This window comes from Pseudoalteromonas sp. SWYJZ19, assembly GCF_015864375.1.
Classification (GTDB): Bacteria; Pseudomonadota; Gammaproteobacteria; order Enterobacterales; family Alteromonadaceae; genus Pseudoalteromonas; species Pseudoalteromonas arctica.
Genome location: NZ_JADYXI010000010.1, coordinates 62,652 through 78,360 on the forward strand (window position 1 = coordinate 62,652; position 15,709 = coordinate 78,360).

The following is a 15,709-nucleotide window of genomic DNA, read 5'->3' on the forward strand; positions in this document are numbered from 1 at the left end:
TTAACAGTGACTTTTTTAGATTTAATTGATGTAGCCCCGTATTCGTGGGCGGCAATTGGTACTGCGGCTTTTTGCGGTGCTATTATTGGTATAGAGCGCCAATTACGCGGCAAGCCTGTTGGTATTCGTACCTCAGCGTTAATAACCTTGGGTACGTATTTGTTTTTATCCACTGCGTTTAATTTACAAGGGGATGTAATAGATCATTCTCGTGTAGTTGGGCAAATAATTACAGGTATTGGTTTTTTAGGTGCAGGCGTTATGCTCGCAAAAGATGGTGCGGTAGTTGGTGTTACATCAGCTGCAACCATCTGGGTGCTTGCATCAATAGGTGTTATGATAGCCACTGAAAACCTTGGCGCTGCTATAAAACTCTCGGTGCTGGTGGTGGGTATTTTATATGGTGTAGACGTGCTTGAGGCTAAATTTAAAAGCTTAAGTAAAGGTGTTCACACTAAAGTAAAAAACTATCAAAAACGCTATTATCGAAAAGAATTTAACGAGTCAGAACGCCACTAAAAGTGGCGTTTTTATTAGAGCGTAATTGTTTGATATTGGATGGCATCTTCAATAGGAGCTGGGCGCCCAATAAAATAGCCTTGCACGTTATCAACGCCTAGTTTTCTGAGTGTGCTTAATTCTTCTTGATTTTCTATCCCCTCTGCAACTATTGAGCAATTAATTGCTTTGGCAAATCCGCATAGTGCTTTAGCTAATAAAAACTTTCTACGATCTGTATTTATATTTTGAGTAAGGCTTATGTCTAACTTAATGATATCTGCCTCTAATTCTAAAATATGCTGAAAAGATGAAAATCCAGCACCTACATCGTCTATTGCCAGTTTTAAACCCCGGTTTCTTAATGGTTGAAGTGCGGTTAGCATCGCTTGGTAGTCTAAAATAGGTGAATGTTCAGTCACTTCTAAAATTATTCTATTACAATCGATGCTTTGTAATACTTTGTCTATTGAGCCTGATAAAATATGCTGAGGTGAAGTGTTGATAGTGATATAAGCTTTTTCATCAAATTTGTCCAAGCAATGTAATGTATTTTGTATCGCAAGTATTTCTAATGCTTCTCCTAAACCCAATTTTTCAGCATCTTTAAACCAAATGTCAGGTGTTTTATAAGGTTCAATAAAAAAGCGTGACAGAGACTCATAACCCGAAAGTTGATTGGTTGATAAATTAAATATGGGCTGAAAATAAATCGTAATATCGTTTGTTTTTATAATATTTTCGATAAGCAATTTTGACTCATTATTTAAAATGTTAGATTGCACATTTTTTTCGATTAACTCTGTAGCTATTTCAGAAATTAACCTAAGAAATGACAAATCTCTGTCGTTCAAGGTATTGTCTAATACGGTTTTATAACAGCAAAAAGTTCCATAAATTTTCCCGGTAGATAAGATAATGGGTACACCAATATAAGAGCCAATATTTAGCTTTTCTGTGACTGGCATGTTGCGGGTTATTGGATGCTCAAGAGTATTAGGGATTATTTGTTCTAGCTCGTTATCGGATATTTTTTTACAGTAAGTTTCGCAAATTGGATCTGAATTACCTTCTGATACGCAGGTATTTGTAGTTTGATTATCTACCACTTTAAAAACGCGATCAGTATTGGTGAATTCTGAAATAAACGCGACTTCCATACTCAAATGTTTTCGTACAAGTGAAAGTAACTTTAATAACTTTGATTCAATAGAAGCATCGCGTTGTGGATCAAAAAGATGCTTACTAAGTTTATCTTTCATGCAGTTACCTTGGTATGGGGTAAATTATGTTATTGATAAGAGTATAATTAATGTATAAAAAAATGCCACATTTAGAAAATGTCATTAGTTAGCCAAATAACTTTCGTCTTACTACTTTTCTGTAACCACTGGGCGTTTGGCTTAATACCTTTTTAAACACACGTGTTAAATGTCCTTGGTCGTTATATCCCACTTCTAAAGCTACTTCTTGAATTGACAAATTTGATGATGCTAATAACTCCTTCGCACCTTCTACGCGTAATTGTTGCCAATACTCAATAGGGCTTTGATTGGTTGCAGCTCTAAAGCGACGAGTAAAAGTACGGTAGCTCAAGCTAAATTGGGCAGCGACTTCTTGCAGGTTTAACTCGGTGGCTAAATTAGTTTTTAGCCAAAACTGAATTTGCGCAATTAGCTCGTCGGGGTGGCGGTCAACTGCGCCTTCTAAGTAGCGTTGATCTTCGTAGGGTTTACGTATTTCGTGCGAAAAGTTTCGCTCTACATGTTGAGCGGCGGCTTTTCCATAGTACTGACTAATAATATGTACGATCACATCTGCAAGGGCATTAAGGCTTGCTACGGTATACATGCGTTCTGACTGGGTTATAAAAAAGTCGGGTTTTAGGCGCACTAACGGGTAGTCGTGGCTAAATTGATTGGCGTAGTGCCAATGGGTGGTAGCAGGGCGCCCATCAAGTAAGCCAGCCTCAGCTAGTAAACAGTTGCCAGTGCCTACACCAATTATATGGCTGCCTGCGCTAAAGCTCTCGTTTAGCCAGTCAACTACGTCTTGATTTGTACGCACTACTGGGCGCGGATTGCGCCAAATACCAGGCACTATAATTAAATCACAGTAAGGCGCACTAGTTGTTATGCAATCAGGAATTATTGCAAGGCCTGCGCGAGTAGCTATAGATTCTGCATTTTTAGCCACTAAATTTATAGCAAGCGGTCTAAAACTTTGCTTATCAATATGGCCTTTAGAAAAGGCCTCGCCGGCTCTTAACATCTCAATTGGCAGCGTTAAACTAGTCACTAATAAATGCGGATAAACCGCTATAGCAATGTTTAGTGGTGGATTAGTGTGTTTGTCAGTCATATAAATGCTCCGACCAGTACATTTTGGCCTTTTGTGCTGAATATTTGGCTATTAAAGCACAATGTATAGTGCGTAATCCATTTAAACTGCCTGTTCTTCTTATAACACGTTTTTTAAAGGTAAATTATGACTGCATTACCCGTTATAGTAGGCATGGGTGGTATTAACGCCGCTGGCCGTACTTCTTTTCATCAAGGTTATCGCCGTATCGTGTTAGATAGTTTAAACGCTCAAGATCGCAGTGAAACATTTTTAGGCCTCGCCACACTGATGAATCTAGTAAGCGTTGTAAACGGCCAATTACAAGATACACAAGGTAATAATGTTGAGCAAAGCGACATAGAAGCACGCTTTGGTGAGCAAATTATTGCTGGTACACTTATTCGTAAAATTGAAAAAGAACACTTTGATGCTGATGCCACGCCGTGGCAGCAAAAAATGACACTAAGCGCATCAAGCGAAAACGCTATTGTGTTTGAAACGCGTGCTCGCGACTTACCAACGCCGGTTCCGGCTAGTTGGCAGGTTGAAGAGCTTGAAGGCAAAAAAGTTAAAGTCACTATTGCCGCCGATATTGATGTAAAACACAACTCAACGCGTGATAACCCAATTAAATCTGCAGGGCAATTTCCAACTGGTTTTGATCCTTCTGTTATGTATAACAGCCGCTATCAGCCACGTGGCCTACAAGCTACTATTTTTGCAGCTACCGATGCGATTAAATCAACAGGGCTTGATTGGCAACACATTATGAATAGCGTAGAGCCAGATAAAATTGGTACCTATTCAGCATCGGTAATTGGCCAAATGGACGACAAAGGCCTTGGTGGTTTAGTAAAAGCGCGCCAACAAGGCGACCGTGTTAGTACTAAACAGTTAGCACTGGGTTTAAATACCATGTCGACTGATTTTATTAACGCGTATGTTACTGGCAATGTTGGGACTACATTTTCGACCTCAGGAGCCTGTGCTACGTTTTTATATAACTTACGTGCAGCGGTTAACGATATACAGGCAGGGCGTACGCGTGTTGCAGTTGTAGCAAGTGTTGAGTGTGCTATTACACCAGAAGTGATTGAAGGCTTTGGTAACATGAGCGCACTTGCAAACGTTGAAGGCTTGCGTCGTTTAGATAACTTATCACATGATGAAGAACCTGATTATCGCAAAAGCAGTCGCCCGTTTGGGGATAACTGTGGCTTTACATTAGGTGAAGGTGCACAAGTTGCGATTTTGATGGATGATGCCTTAGCTCTTGAGTTAGGCGCTGACATTATGGGCTGCGTACCAGATGTATTTGTAAATGCAGATGGCATAAAAAAATCAATCACGTCACCTGGTCCTGGTAACTATATTACCATGGCTAAATCGGCTGCTTTAGCAACGAGCCTTTTAGGCAAAGAAGCTTTGCAAGAACGTAGCTTTATTTTAGCGCATGGCTCAAGTACACCACTAAATCGCGTAACAGAGTCGCTGATATATCACAAAGTGGCACAAACGTTCGCTATTGATAATTGGAAAGTGACCGCGCCAAAAGCCTATGTTGGTCATACTATAGCTCCTGCAAGTGGCGACCAATTAGCGATAGCTTTAGGTGTATTTAGCCATAATATTATGCCGGGTATTACCACAATTGATAAAGTGGCTGATGATGTTTACACCGATCATCTTGATATTCGTAATAGCCATTACGAATGCGCCGATATGGATATTGCTTTTATAAATTCAAAAGGCTTTGGCGGTAACAATGCAACAGCTACCGTACTTTCACCAAAAGTAACAATGCAAATGCTCGCTAAGCGCCATGGCGATGAAGTTATGAGTAGTTACGCGCAGAAAAACGTGGCAATTAAAGCCGCGCAACAAACGTATCAAGCTCAAGCCGATTTAGGCCAGTACGAACTTATTTACCGCTTTGGCGACGGACTTATTGACGACAACGATATTGTAATAGACGAGCAAAGTATTCAGTTACCTGGCTTTGAAAAAGCAATTACGTTTAGCACAACAAATTCCTATCAAGATATGTTCTAGGAATAAGGTTTTGTATGCATTAGCATAAGCTAACACCCCCCGTATTTGCTGGGCTGTAGCGTTGACATAGATTATCATCATTTGTAAACGTTCTCACCCCAGCATCACCCCACACCAAAAACTCGCACCGAAATGCCCCCACAGTCACCCCACTTTTCGCCCCATTTACGCGCTCTAACCCTTCCTGAAATTCACTGCCTAAAGCACCGTTTGAACAAGCTTTATTAGTCGCCACATGCCTGATTGAGTTTTCTTCGCTATAGTACGGTGAGTATTAATTACCAACAGTACGGAAAGACACTATGAGATTATTAATTGTATTCTTACTACTGGCATTCAATGTTAATGCCGAAAGTATCAAAAACAAAAACCACGGGACGCTGATAGTTGAAACAGTTACCTCAATCTATGACGGTGACACCTTTCGCGCTAATATCGCGGGTTTGCATTCTCTGATAGGGGAGCGAATTGGTATTCGTGTAGCAGGTGTCGATACACCTGAAATGCGCGGTAAGTGTAAGCAAGAGAAAGACCTCGCTCGCCAAGCTAAGCAAGTAACAGTTGAAGCTTTACGCTCAGCTAAGGTTATTGAGCTTAGGAACACGAAGCGTGGTAAGTATTTTAGGATAGTGGCTGATGTATACGTGGATGGCAAAAACCTGACTGACATTCTAATCAGTTCAGGCTTAGGTGTGGCCTATGACGGTGGCACTAAAGCGAAAGACTGGTGTGGTTAGTGTTGGTTAGTGCGGGGTGGTTAAGGGTGGTAGTGCTAAGCAAGGTCTATAGCCTATCCTGAAAGCGGATAGGCTTAGTTTAAGAGTTGATTGTTCAGGCAATAGATTAAATAGAGAAGCCAACTCTACCCGAGTTGTCCTTTGATATTCAAAGATAATTCATAAAAAAAAGAAAGTGCTATAATTTTTTCCCCTGTGTTAATATTTAAAGAAAACAAGGATTGAGAAATATTATGTCAGCAGTCGCTAGCTTAAATGACTTCAAATTATTGAATATTAAATGCAAAAAGTACTTTGAACTATACTCTAAAGGTGCAAGTTTTATAAAGTCTCCACAAACTGACAAGTTGAAAGAGAGGTTTGGTTTTTATCTTTTTATGCTTGAAAACTTGTGTGATGAAAAAGATCTCGACCGTATCAGTGATATTATTACAGATACTGAATATAACGCGTACCTCACTGACGAACGTTATAATGATCAGGGTATTGATGCTCTTTATATAAATGAAGAAAATAAAGAGATAATGCTATTTAATTTTAAGTTTAGAGAGACTTTCAAGCTTGGTCAGAAGCAAAGTGAGAATGATGCATTTGTATCAACTAAACTAGTTAATTGTATTTTAAATGGAAGTTCTGAGGGGCTGCAAGGAAAGCTCAAGAGTTTAGTTGAGGCCGCAATAGGCAAGCTAAACTCCAACGATGTATGGAAAACATCATTATATATGATAAGTAATGAGCCTGTCTCAATCAATGTTGATGAGACAGCTATAGAACAACTCAAAGATTTTTATGAAATGGAAGTCATATCCGTTTGCCTACCGCATATTAAAACTATGATGTCTCTTAGACCAAACCCAATAGTAGCGGAGCTTATAATCGATAATGATGCTTTGATGTCTTACTCTGAAAATTCTATCTCGACATCTAAATCATATATTATAAGACTTAATGCAGCTGATATTATTCGTATAACCTGCAAAAACCTAGAGTTACGTAACAACTACAATTGTGAAAACGTCGAGCTTTTGGCAAAAGAACGAATTGACTATGGGGTTCTATTTGACAACGTGCGTGGGTTTGTTCAAAAATCTAAGTATAATGAAGCCATAGCCAAGTCACTTAGAGAAGAGCCAAGTAAGTTCTTTATGTACAACAATGGCATGACAATTGTTACGAAAGATATTAAAGCAGAACCTGTTAATGGTAATAAGAAAATTAGGATAACAATTAATGACTTCCAAGTCCTCAATGGTGGTCAAACATTAAGAACATTGCATAATTTTAATGCTCAGAGTGAGACAAACATTACTGATTACTTGTCAAAGAGTGAAGTTTTGGTAAGAATTTTTAATGCATCAAATAGCGATGCGGTCAATAAAATCGCGGAGTATACCAACAGTCAGAATTCTATCTCAAACGTAGACTTAAAGTCCTTAAGCACCCTCCAGATACAATTAGAACAATTACTAGACGAGCACAACATCATATACTCTCGTAAAAATGGTGATACGGGCATGAATGACCAGAAAGAATATCGCTACAAAATTAGTATGGAGCAATTCGGTCAAATTCTATTTGCTATCCAAGGTAATCCAGAAAAATCTTCTAACCAAAAACAACATATCTTTGGCAAGTATTACGATGAAATTTTTTCAGAAAAGAACTTTAATATTTCTGAAGCCCCATCAATCATTGAAAGCTATTTTGAAATAAAGAAGTCCTATGACTCCGCAGTAGAAACACTACAGAAAATAGAACAAAAAGTATTCTATATATTGTATATGTATAAAGTCCTTCCAGATCTTGATTATCAGCAATGTATAGATGAGCTCGAGCGTGTTCTGGCATTGTTTGAACCAAATAACAAAACTCTTACAGATGCTCGAAAGATGATACAAGTCCGCTTTAAAGATTTTTTAAATAGTGAGCTTCAAATAAGTAATTAAATTTTTATGGCTCATTATTTAAAGCTTTTTTCAAACTAATAACAGAAACTGCTGTATCTCTTGTCAGACCGGATGGGTTTACGTTCGGTGCTGATTTATTTTTAGGGGTGGCAGAGTCCTATTTCAAGAGAGATTGGTTTGGACATATGGCATGTTTTACTACCATTATGAATATAAGGAAATATATAAAAAGTGGGTATTAAAAATACAGTTGAAACTTCTTACCAGCTCCTAAAAGTGCATCCTCACCAGCAAAGAGAAAATTGCGACGAGACCTTCTATTGCCTAGCAGAAATTATAGAAACTTCATCAGTTGATGAAGCCTTTTCAGAAAGTTTCAGTGTGTCGATTATTCTAAGTCTTTTTGTGCCCCCAAAAGTGAAATTGTGCCGAGGAAAGGGAGTGATCGAAAATCTTAGTTTTGATGTAAAGTTAAGTCGCTATAATGATGAAAGTTATCGAAAGGAAACACTAGATTTTTATATTGATACAAGTTGGGCTCAAGACAGAGGGTTAGGGAAATATATGATAATCAAAATTTTCAATCTGCTCAAAAGTAAAGTTAACCATGATTTTGTTGATGGGCTATTTTTTACCCTCTCGGAGAACCAAGGAAAGGATAAAAATGAACGGATGTTACGCAATCACTTCTATAAAAGCATTGGTTGTACACTTGAAGGACATGAAGATAATCCTGATGCATGGAATACTGTAGAGGGGGCTAAAGCCCTAATCAACTTTGACTCATTACCTGAATCTTGGAATAAAGAAAAGGTTGAAGAAGTATGCTTGAATGAAGAAGTATCAAAGTTTTTTTCTGAGCGAAACCAATTAGTACATATAATTGAAGAGCTAAAGTCATCGTTAGAAAGTCACAAGAAAAAAATTGCTACTTCACAGAATAAACTAGCACAGAATAAAAGAATGCAATTTTGGGCTGTTATTATAATATTTGGGGCTATTCTAGTACCTGTGTTTTGGTTAACAAAATAAGCTGTACGCATATACAGTGTTGCTCTATAATAATTCCAATACTCTTATTGAATAATTGGAATTATTATATGCTTGTCCAAAACGTCGAGATGGGCCCCAATGTTAGAGGGCTCGAAAACAGTATTGATGAATCCTTAGTCAAAAACTCTACGTTTATGGGCATTGCCAGTGGGCGAAGCATGGAGGGCGTGGGGATATTCGATGGCGACATATTGCTAATTGATAGAGCGCAGGACGTTAAGAACTACGATATAATTGTCGCGTGCCTTAATGGATTGTTTGTTTGTAAAATAGCTGATTTGAAGAACAACCAACTATTGTCATCGTGCCCAGAGTACAAACCCGTGAAGCTTACATCATTCGATGAGTATTGCGTAGAGGGCGTTGTAACGCAGTCTATTAGGATGCATAGGGGGAGTTCTAGATTGGGGTAGTCTACATTATTAAATACCCACTGATTTCTTTTATTCGTTTTTGTCTGAACACCAAAGTACCTCCTTTGACTGTTGGCCACGTGCTCTTAACAATCTCATCCGTGATTATTTGATTTCTCCCCCCAGATAGCTTAGTAGCCCTAAAAACACATTCACCAAAAGCCTTAGGATGTTTCTCACCTTCAAGACCTACAAGTGTTATTAACGCTTTACTCATGGCCAACCCAACCCCGAGGTCAATTTTTGGTAAACTATATCTTTCTTCTAGTATTTCATTAACAATATCTCTGGTTTGACCCACAGCATTTTTGGCCGCTTCGTGGGCTGCGTATATAGCTTTGCTTTTGTCTTCTGGGTCAACTTTAAACAATGCTAGAACGCCATCACCAAGATATTCTGTAACTTTTCCATTATTAAAGTTTATTGTAAGTGCTAATGCTGGCAGTAATGCCGAAGTTTCATAAAACACCCTTTGCAAGCGTGATACTTTTGAGTTTTTAGCACTAATTTCACACATGAGATGCTTACTGGAATCTCTCATATCGGCTACGTAAGCTATAAACTCATCTATAACAGTCACATCGTCATGAACAACCGAGTGCCCCGGTATTTTAGACGGTTCAGAATCCATTGATTTATTATAACTTTCGAAGCTTATGCTTCGACCTTCGAAAAGTTGGTATGCGCCATTTTTCCAATGATTTTCAGCCTTATCAAGTGAATAGTTTACTAAATTTCGTACCTGTATTTTTTGAGCACTAGTCAACATCAAAAACCCACCTTAAGTAAAAATAATATCCATGTTATACCACCCAAAATCACCCAACAAAAACTAAGTAGAGCAGAAAAGGAAGAGCGTTTAATTTTAATGTCGCGAATATAGGCCAATTTCATTTTTTCAAAAGACAGCTCTTTTATAAATGATTCTTCGCTGCATGGTAATTGTTTAACATACTCTTCGATTGAAGCTCTCGATTTAATAGGGAAATTTATAAAATTATCAAGAAAGTTGAACTTATAAAGAGAATTTGTGAAGAATGTACCGTTAGGAGTGGGGCCTTTTATATGTTCTTTAGGATTGGATATAGATACGGAGCAACTAAATAACGATATTGCAGATGAAATCCATAATAACAGAACAGAAATAATACAAAGCCAATACAAGGACGAAACCTGAGTGAGCTCTTTAGATATTTCAAGTATCGTTTTAACCTCGGATAAAGGTATAAATATAATTATAAACAAAAAACCAGTTTTTACATCAATGGCTCTGATTGTTGTCTGTGAATCAAATATAGATTGATATAAGAAATTAATTTTTTGCTGATTAATCGAGATTTCATCCATGAAGCTATCACCTTAAGCAGAGAGTTTTTTACTTTCGTGAAAACTACCCATATTTTTGGCTTGTATTAATAGCAAATAGTTTAAGTTATTACAAACTATAAATATTATTTTTTAAATAGAAAGTTTGTTGAATTTTAGGAAGCTAAGCGCCCACCAATTAGTGGGCGGCTAACATATCACCCTGTTACAACATTCCCTTTAATCAGCTGTCTATGCTGAACCCAACCACGGAAGTTGCCCGACCAACGAATGCCATCTGTATCAAAATGCGTGATGCCTAGGCGCTTGGCCTTGGTCATACTCAGCTTATGGTACGTAGGAATAGGCGAGGCCTGATGCTCAAATGGCGACGCATGAACTCGACTACCTGACGTAAGCGACTCAACGATTTTACGTGCTTTAGCGAGTGAAACATCAAGCGCTCTGTAGCTAACTTGCGCACAACATGAAATAGAGATGATTAACATTTCTTCTAGCGTTAGTGTCGCGCGCATTTCAGCCGTAACGTAGGGTATATGCCACTCCTTATACCCTAGTGTAGTAGGAACACTACTAATTAAGGCCGTAGAAAGTTTACCCGCTAGTTCGCGTATCTCTGGCTGTGCATCGTCATGGTCTCGCAACCACAAGAAATTCGCCCACTCCGTTGATGTGACCAACACCTTTATTGGCTGGAATGGCTCTAAGATACGATTGCAGACTTGCTTGTGAAGCCCAATTTTCTCCATCCCCCAATGTAATACACATGCCACTTTCGATGCACTTTTCCACAAACCTTTGGCTAAGTGTAGTTTTAATCCCGTCAGTTGTTTCGATGCTTGCATGCCACGCTGGTTCGCGCCCCAATGTACTGGATACTGTGGGCTGTTCCATACTTGCGTTCTACCTTTTTTGGCTGGTATCGCACGTGAGCTTGATGCATTACGTGAGAAGTTTCTGTGTGTCATAAGCTCCGAGTGAACGAACCTGTGGTACTCAAGTTCTACAGAGGTTATGCGTACGCCGTTGGCGATTGAGTCTGCTATTACATTTACTGTTATCATAATTAGTAGTGTTACTGCTTAAGCCATTCGTTAAAATTTCCAACATGTATGAGAAGACGGCCATCCTGCGCTCTACGCCAGTGCTTTTCCTCAAACAATTGTCCGCGCTTAATCTTGCTACGAAGTGCGGCAACGGTGTAACCCGTCACCTTAGCCATAGCGTTAAGTGTTACCCACTCAATACTGATCGCCATATCGCTTTACCCTATAATCAGTCGTTCGACAGAAACGGGAAATAGCTGTAACTGTTTTGCGCGGGCGATTAGCATATCGTAATCGCCAGATGCAGCCCAAATAAGGGACACTAATAACTCAAACTCGGGCACTTCTAACTCGTCTGCTACGGTTGATACCAAGCGTGTCAGAAATGCTGCTTCATCTATGCCCATGAGTGCAGGGCGGTGAACAAGGGCATCACGTATGTAATAGTTACGTTTGCCTTTTTCTAAAGTGGTCGCGTCTTTAAGGCCGTGTCTCCACACATACTTAAACGCGTTACCCGTTGCAAAATCCATATGCCTTATGAAGTTGATCGCCTCTACTTTGCGAGTATTGTAGTGTGGCGCTCGTTCTATTGTGTCATCTTCTTGTTTAGTGTTGGGCATCTTAAGTCCTGTGGGGGTTATCCCACATTATCTAAACCTTGACCCCTTTGTAAGAGGAAAGTAGACCGACATAACGCGAAACACGTCATCTTTCGGGTCTACTAGGTAGCGTCTGCCACCTTGCCAAAGTTGTTCTAGAATCTCCCAGCCTTCTTCGGTTTCCGATATCGTACCAAACACTGTATGCACATTGCCTCTGCGAATATAAACGACTCTGTCGCCGTGGCGTATTGTGCCTTTAGGGTTAACTAGTAACATTGAACCTTTCGGCAACATAAAGTCGTTGTAGTCAACTTCAACTAAATATGAGGCTTCGTTTTCCAGTATGGTTTCGACTAATATAGAGTTTACAGTGGGCTTAGCACCCGACAACGTTCGCAAAACTCTTAGAGGGCGGGAAGGAACTGCTGTAACCTCTGCGCCAAAGTCTGACAATTTTGTGCCTGTAAAGGCTGTAAACTTCGATAAGAAGTCGGTGTTCAGTGGTATCGCGCCCCTCAGATATTGACTGAAAGCTGATTGGTTCATGCCCATTGCTTGAGCCGCTTTAGCTTGGCTAAGCGATTCAGTATCTCGATGGGCAGACCACGCTAGTTGTACTTTTTGTAGTACGTCGTCACTGTATTCCATTATGTTACCCGTTGTGGTTGCTTGCTTATGGGGTAATGTAACAGTAACACTGCTATCTGTCAAACGCTTCACTAACGTCTGATAACCCATGAACACCACTGTACAGGCGGCATCCAGCCTGTCTATTGACGTTACAATAGAGCCGTAGCTAGTTCTCCTGTAGCAGCGGTTTCAAAAATAAATGCTGCTAAAGCGTCGTAGTTTAGTGACTTAGCGCGCGTTGCGAACTGCTCGGCGGATATGCCGTTATCCCACTCGTTGGGGTCAGTCAGTACAACGCCGCATACTTGACGCTTATGCTTTATGGACTCGCATCCAATAATTACGACCGCTAGTTCATTCGCGGCTTCGGCCTCTATCAACCATAATCGCTGCTGCTCTGACAATGCAGGCTTGATTATAGTAGTAGGGCGCTTTGGTAAACTTTTAATAAACTTGTATTCAGCCCATAGTGGGCGAACTCCTTCGAGGTGGCGGTAAAATGCATCGGGAACGCCCCCCGCGAAGTTGTCATTGACCTTCCATGATCGCATTTTGTCAGACGGCAGACGCTTCCCTACATTCGCCGTATACTGCGATTCAATCATTAGAGGCCTAGTTTATCTAGTCGCTTGAAGAGTGTAAGGGCTTGAGCTTCTGCGTCATATAATGCGTGGTGTGCAATGGTTGGTTCTACACGTTCTACGCTTGGTGTGAGGTTCTTGAGTGTGCGGTAACAGCGGTCACCTAAATGTGTCCAAGGTCGTGTTACTTCACATCGGTCGAATGCAGCGGCTAGCAGTACGTTATCCATTGCTGCGCCATTGCCCCAAATCTTAATATCAGATATGTCATCTACCTGTGCGGTCTCGCGTATGAAGGCTGACATAGCTTTTAGTGCATCTTTAATATCAGCGTGTGCGTAGTTGCCTTTAAACTCGTCACGTGCCGCTTGGTCTTGCTGTAGCCACCACATTACGGTTTCTGCGTTAATGTTGAAGCCTGCTTTTTGGCAACTTTTAAGACTAATCTTAATATAAAAGCCTTTACTGATTTCTCGTTTTTCAATGTCCATAGGGACAAGGCCGATAGATATAATTGCATCGTTCGCGTTAGTACCCATTGATTCTATATCTGTCATGTAATCCTGAATCATATGTGATCCCTCTAATTTAGAATGATTGCTCAAATTCGCGTCTTCACGGTAAGTTATTGTAAAGACAATTGAAAGTTTAAAATAACTTAAATGTAACTGTTAACTGCACGTTCATGCCGTAACAGGTTGCAGTGATCAAGTTGTATACAATAATTACAAAAGACCCTTTTGTGGGCACAAAAAAACCGACCTAGTATTAGTAGGTCGGCAAAAGCCCTAAAGTGGTGGGGCTTTGTTATGCCGCTTCGCTGCGCGGTGCAAACATGGCGTTAAACATATCAACAGCTTGTTCGTATAACTCATCGGGAGCATGAGCGATAAGTGATACGTCAATGTTGAAAAAGTTACCTGAGCTATTAGACTCAGAAATAACGCCAAGCTGCCATACGCAACCGAAACGTGGGTTGCCTTGTTTTTCTTCGTCTGCGATTAGTGTGTTCCAAATGCGAGACTTTTTGGCTTTAACACCCGGCATATCAAGTAGTGCGATTGACTTCGGGCTACCTTCATCATCTAGTACAAGTACCAAGTGAGTAGGGTTCTCCGAAATATCATGGTCTTTTTCAGCAAGGCCTTGTTCGGCTAAAGCGTCTAGCGCTTCTTGTTGCGATTCATAAGAACCAACCATACCGCCGCCTAACTTACGCTTACGCCATACAACGATTTTACGTGTGAAGCTAAGGTTGATTAGGAATAACGAGGTGTGAAGTTCTTCTGTAACGCTGTTCATAATCATACCAGCTTGAGCGCCATCAACTTGTTTAGGGTTTCCTGGTTCTACTTCTGGATTGATCATTTGTAGTAGCTTTAAACGAGGGATTGCTAAATCTGATGCGGTTACATTCTCTGAGCCACGACCCACGTATGAGCTACGGTCTTCGATTGTCGCTACGCCAGCAAATTTCTCGTCTTTTACTTCTACTTCTGCTACTTCTGTTTTTTTCTTAGCCATGATATGTATTCCTATATTCGTTGTTGGATTATTAGTTATGAGTCTGGTTTGGATCGGTTAGGATCAATAAGCCCCCGACAACTGACTAAGAAGACGGGGGCTAGCAAGCAACCACAACAAGTCACATAGAGAGAACGGGTTGAGGTCGCCATAGTAGTGTTACTGTTAACTCAAGTCAACAGTAGCGCTAATTAATTTTTACGTACTGATAATTTGCGGATTTTGACTTCTGACACGCCCACAAGGTCGTCCCCCATGCTTAATAATTCACGGAATGGTGCGGCATTTAGCTTGCGCTGTAGGAAGTAAAACGCATCATTTTCTTTGATGTATTCGTACAGTGCATCCCAATCATGAACAGATGGTTGTGATTCTTCGGCCATAGATATTGATCCTATGCCAACGTAAGCGATTTTCTCGCCTACCTCTAACGTTGCCTTAAGATAGTTTTCTAAATCGGCCTTACGCTCTTTCAGTGACTTAAGTTGGTTGGCTTCTATTAGTGCAATCTCTTTTCGTACACGGAATAGCTCTGACACCACATGTTTACGGTCGGGTAGGTCGTAGACCTCCATTGCGGTGAAGTCTACTTCTGGTAATTTCTTTGCTGCTGACATTTATGCGGCCTTTTTTTCTGCTGGTAATTCCTCAAGGTTCACGGCGCGACAGCCTGACTCGAAGAATATTGAAAGTTTGTCCATAGCTTCGTCAAACGCCTGAATCTTAGTGACAGGTGTCGTCTCAAGCTTGGCCTTTAATCGTTTGCACTCAGTCGTAATCTTCGTAATTTCATCAAGGTCAAGAACCGCCATCGCGGCTTTAAGCCCTGCTTGTGCTTCTTCTAATCTGACGCGGGTATCTTCAAAGTCGCTGCCGAAGTCAACAACCTGTTTGCGAGTGTTACGTACGTCTTTAACTGCTTCGTTGAAGCTATCAAGGTCGAAGTCTGCTGCTGTAATTGCGAATGCGTTTAAAGGTGCTTTTCTCATAATGT

General features: G+C 40.3%; 19 protein-coding genes. 6 read left to right on the top strand and 13 right to left on the bottom strand.

Features of this window, described 5'->3' with window-relative positions; translation table 11 throughout:
* The first annotated feature begins 6 nt into the window (after positions 1 to 6).
* On the top strand, positions 7 to 519 hold the full coding sequence (locus I6F45_RS11485) for an MgtC/SapB family protein (protein ID WP_002960746.1): 513 nt from the start codon (positions 7 to 9) through the stop codon (positions 517 to 519).
* 14 nt (positions 520 to 533) lie between these two features.
* Here I6F45_RS11485 and I6F45_RS11490 read toward each other — a convergent pair whose 3' ends face one another.
* Positions 534 to 1,760: a sensor domain-containing phosphodiesterase gene (locus I6F45_RS11490; protein WP_197160533.1), complete on the bottom strand. Its 1,227-nt coding sequence runs from the start codon at positions 1,758 to 1,760 to the stop codon at positions 534 to 536.
* An 88-nt stretch (positions 1,761 to 1,848) separates the two neighbouring features.
* Entirely contained in the window at positions 1,849 to 2,859 is a 1,011-nt protein-coding gene (locus I6F45_RS11495) for a GlxA family transcriptional regulator (protein ID WP_197160535.1), read from the bottom strand.
* Positions 2,860 to 2,985: 126 nt separating this feature from the next.
* Between I6F45_RS11495 and I6F45_RS11500 the strand changes: the two genes are divergently transcribed.
* The 5 genes from I6F45_RS11500 to I6F45_RS11520 all read left to right on the top strand — a co-directional run bounded on the left by I6F45_RS11500 (position 2,986) and on the right by I6F45_RS11520 (position 9,003).
* Positions 2,986 to 4,893, top strand: coding sequence for a beta-ketoacyl synthase (locus tag I6F45_RS11500; protein ID WP_197160537.1), 1,908 nt, complete (start codon positions 2,986 to 2,988; stop codon positions 4,891 to 4,893).
* A 302-nt stretch (positions 4,894 to 5,195) separates the two neighbouring features.
* On the top strand, positions 5,196 to 5,630 hold the full coding sequence (locus I6F45_RS11505; protein ID WP_197160539.1) for a thermonuclease family protein: 435 nt from the start codon (positions 5,196 to 5,198) through the stop codon (positions 5,628 to 5,630).
* Between the two features lie 233 nt (positions 5,631 to 5,863).
* Positions 5,864 to 7,576 (top strand): AIPR family protein, encoded by a 1,713-nt coding sequence (locus I6F45_RS11510; protein WP_197160541.1) that lies wholly within the window; start codon positions 5,864 to 5,866, stop codon positions 7,574 to 7,576.
* A 192-nt stretch (positions 7,577 to 7,768) separates the two neighbouring features.
* Positions 7,769 to 8,569 (top strand): hypothetical protein, encoded by an 801-nt coding sequence (locus tag I6F45_RS11515; protein ID WP_197160543.1) that lies wholly within the window; start codon positions 7,769 to 7,771, stop codon positions 8,567 to 8,569.
* A 68-nt stretch (positions 8,570 to 8,637) separates the two neighbouring features.
* A complete protein-coding gene (locus I6F45_RS11520) occupies positions 8,638 to 9,003 on the top strand; it encodes a LexA family protein (protein WP_197160545.1) in 366 nt (121 codons plus the stop codon).
* 1 nt (position 9,004) lies between these two features.
* On the opposite strand, the gene I6F45_RS11525 is transcribed toward I6F45_RS11520, so the two are convergent.
* From I6F45_RS11525 to I6F45_RS11575, 11 genes are all read right to left on the bottom strand, one after another.
* Positions 9,005 to 9,772 (bottom strand): hypothetical protein, encoded by a 768-nt coding sequence (locus I6F45_RS11525; RefSeq protein WP_197160547.1) that lies wholly within the window; start codon positions 9,770 to 9,772, stop codon positions 9,005 to 9,007.
* Complete coding sequence (locus I6F45_RS11530) at positions 9,772 to 10,350, bottom strand: hypothetical protein (RefSeq protein ID WP_197160548.1); 579 nt, start codon at positions 10,348 to 10,350, stop codon at positions 9,772 to 9,774. Before I6F45_RS11530 ends, I6F45_RS11525 begins: the two co-directional genes overlap by 1 nt.
* A gap of 176 nt (positions 10,351 to 10,526) precedes the next feature.
* Positions 10,527 to 11,393, bottom strand: coding sequence for an FAD-dependent thymidylate synthase (locus tag I6F45_RS11535; protein WP_269435520.1), 867 nt, complete (start codon positions 11,391 to 11,393; stop codon positions 10,527 to 10,529).
* An 11-nt stretch (positions 11,394 to 11,404) separates the two neighbouring features.
* Complete coding sequence (locus I6F45_RS11540) at positions 11,405 to 11,587, bottom strand: excisionase (RefSeq protein ID WP_165735064.1); 183 nt, start codon at positions 11,585 to 11,587, stop codon at positions 11,405 to 11,407.
* A 6-nt stretch (positions 11,588 to 11,593) separates the two neighbouring features.
* Positions 11,594 to 11,998 (bottom strand): DUF3310 domain-containing protein, encoded by a 405-nt coding sequence (locus I6F45_RS11545; RefSeq protein WP_197160551.1) that lies wholly within the window; start codon positions 11,996 to 11,998, stop codon positions 11,594 to 11,596.
* Positions 11,999 to 12,025: 27 nt separating this feature from the next.
* Positions 12,026 to 12,718 carry an XRE family transcriptional regulator gene (locus I6F45_RS11550; RefSeq protein WP_197160553.1) on the bottom strand — a complete coding sequence of 231 codons (693 nt, stop codon included), beginning with the start codon at positions 12,716 to 12,718 and terminating at the stop codon, positions 12,026 to 12,028.
* Between the two features lie 41 nt (positions 12,719 to 12,759).
* Positions 12,760 to 13,215 carry a hypothetical protein gene (locus I6F45_RS11555; RefSeq protein ID WP_165735061.1) on the bottom strand — a complete coding sequence of 152 codons (456 nt, stop codon included), beginning with the start codon at positions 13,213 to 13,215 and terminating at the stop codon, positions 12,760 to 12,762.
* Complete coding sequence (locus tag I6F45_RS11560; protein WP_197160554.1) at positions 13,215 to 13,763, bottom strand: 3'-5' exonuclease; 549 nt, start codon at positions 13,761 to 13,763, stop codon at positions 13,215 to 13,217. Before I6F45_RS11560 ends, I6F45_RS11555 begins: the two co-directional genes overlap by 1 nt.
* Before the next feature lie 235 nt (positions 13,764 to 13,998).
* Positions 13,999 to 14,715 (bottom strand): hypothetical protein, encoded by a 717-nt coding sequence (locus I6F45_RS11565; protein WP_197160555.1) that lies wholly within the window; start codon positions 14,713 to 14,715, stop codon positions 13,999 to 14,001.
* Between the two features lie 191 nt (positions 14,716 to 14,906).
* Positions 14,907 to 15,332, bottom strand: a complete 426-nt coding sequence (locus I6F45_RS11570) for a hypothetical protein (protein ID WP_197160556.1) — start codon at positions 15,330 to 15,332, stop codon at positions 14,907 to 14,909.
* Positions 15,333 to 15,704 carry a hypothetical protein gene (locus tag I6F45_RS11575; protein WP_165735057.1) on the bottom strand — a complete coding sequence of 124 codons (372 nt, stop codon included), beginning with the start codon at positions 15,702 to 15,704 and terminating at the stop codon, positions 15,333 to 15,335.
* Positions 15,705 to 15,709: the final 5 nt, after the last annotated feature.

What these genes read in the sequence shown, in the direction of transcription:
- I6F45_RS11525 (WP_197160547.1), bottom strand. Translation starts at nt 9,772, where the DNA reads ATGTTGACTAGTGCTCAAAAAATACAGGTACGAAATTTAGTAAACTAT.
- I6F45_RS11530 (WP_197160548.1), bottom strand. Translation starts at nt 10,350, where the DNA reads ATGGATGAAATCTCGATTAATCAGCAAAAAATTAATTTCTTATATCAA.
- I6F45_RS11490 (WP_197160533.1), bottom strand. Translation starts at nt 1,760, where the DNA reads ATGAAAGATAAACTTAGTAAGCATCTTTTTGATCCACAACGCGATGCT.
- I6F45_RS11540 (WP_165735064.1), bottom strand. Translation starts at nt 11,587, where the DNA reads ATGGCGATCAGTATTGAGTGGGTAACACTTAACGCTATGGCTAAGGTG.
- I6F45_RS11565 (WP_197160555.1), bottom strand. Translation starts at nt 14,715, where the DNA reads ATGGCTAAGAAAAAAACAGAAGTAGCAGAAGTAGAAGTAAAAGACGAG.
- I6F45_RS11570 (WP_197160556.1), bottom strand. Translation starts at nt 15,332, where the DNA reads ATGTCAGCAGCAAAGAAATTACCAGAAGTAGACTTCACCGCAATGGAG.
- I6F45_RS11545 (WP_197160551.1), bottom strand. Translation starts at nt 11,998, where the DNA reads ATGCCCAACACTAAACAAGAAGATGACACAATAGAACGAGCGCCACAC.
- I6F45_RS11505 (WP_197160539.1), top strand. Translation starts at nt 5,196, where the DNA reads ATGAGATTATTAATTGTATTCTTACTACTGGCATTCAATGTTAATGCC.
- I6F45_RS11535 (WP_269435520.1), bottom strand. Translation starts at nt 11,393, where the DNA reads ATGATAACAGTAAATGTAATAGCAGACTCAATCGCCAACGGCGTACGC.
- I6F45_RS11520 (WP_197160545.1), top strand. Translation starts at nt 8,638, where the DNA reads ATGCTTGTCCAAAACGTCGAGATGGGCCCCAATGTTAGAGGGCTCGAA.
- I6F45_RS11500 (WP_197160537.1), top strand. Translation starts at nt 2,986, where the DNA reads ATGACTGCATTACCCGTTATAGTAGGCATGGGTGGTATTAACGCCGCT.
- I6F45_RS11550 (WP_197160553.1), bottom strand. Translation starts at nt 12,718, where the DNA reads ATGGGTTATCAGACGTTAGTGAAGCGTTTGACAGATAGCAGTGTTACT.
- I6F45_RS11575 (WP_165735057.1), bottom strand. Translation starts at nt 15,704, where the DNA reads ATGAGAAAAGCACCTTTAAACGCATTCGCAATTACAGCAGCAGACTTC.
- I6F45_RS11495 (WP_197160535.1), bottom strand. Translation starts at nt 2,859, where the DNA reads ATGACTGACAAACACACTAATCCACCACTAAACATTGCTATAGCGGTT.
- I6F45_RS11510 (WP_197160541.1), top strand. Translation starts at nt 5,864, where the DNA reads ATGTCAGCAGTCGCTAGCTTAAATGACTTCAAATTATTGAATATTAAA.
- I6F45_RS11555 (WP_165735061.1), bottom strand. Translation starts at nt 13,215, where the DNA reads ATGATTGAATCGCAGTATACGGCGAATGTAGGGAAGCGTCTGCCGTCT.
- I6F45_RS11560 (WP_197160554.1), bottom strand. Translation starts at nt 13,763, where the DNA reads ATGATTCAGGATTACATGACAGATATAGAATCAATGGGTACTAACGCG.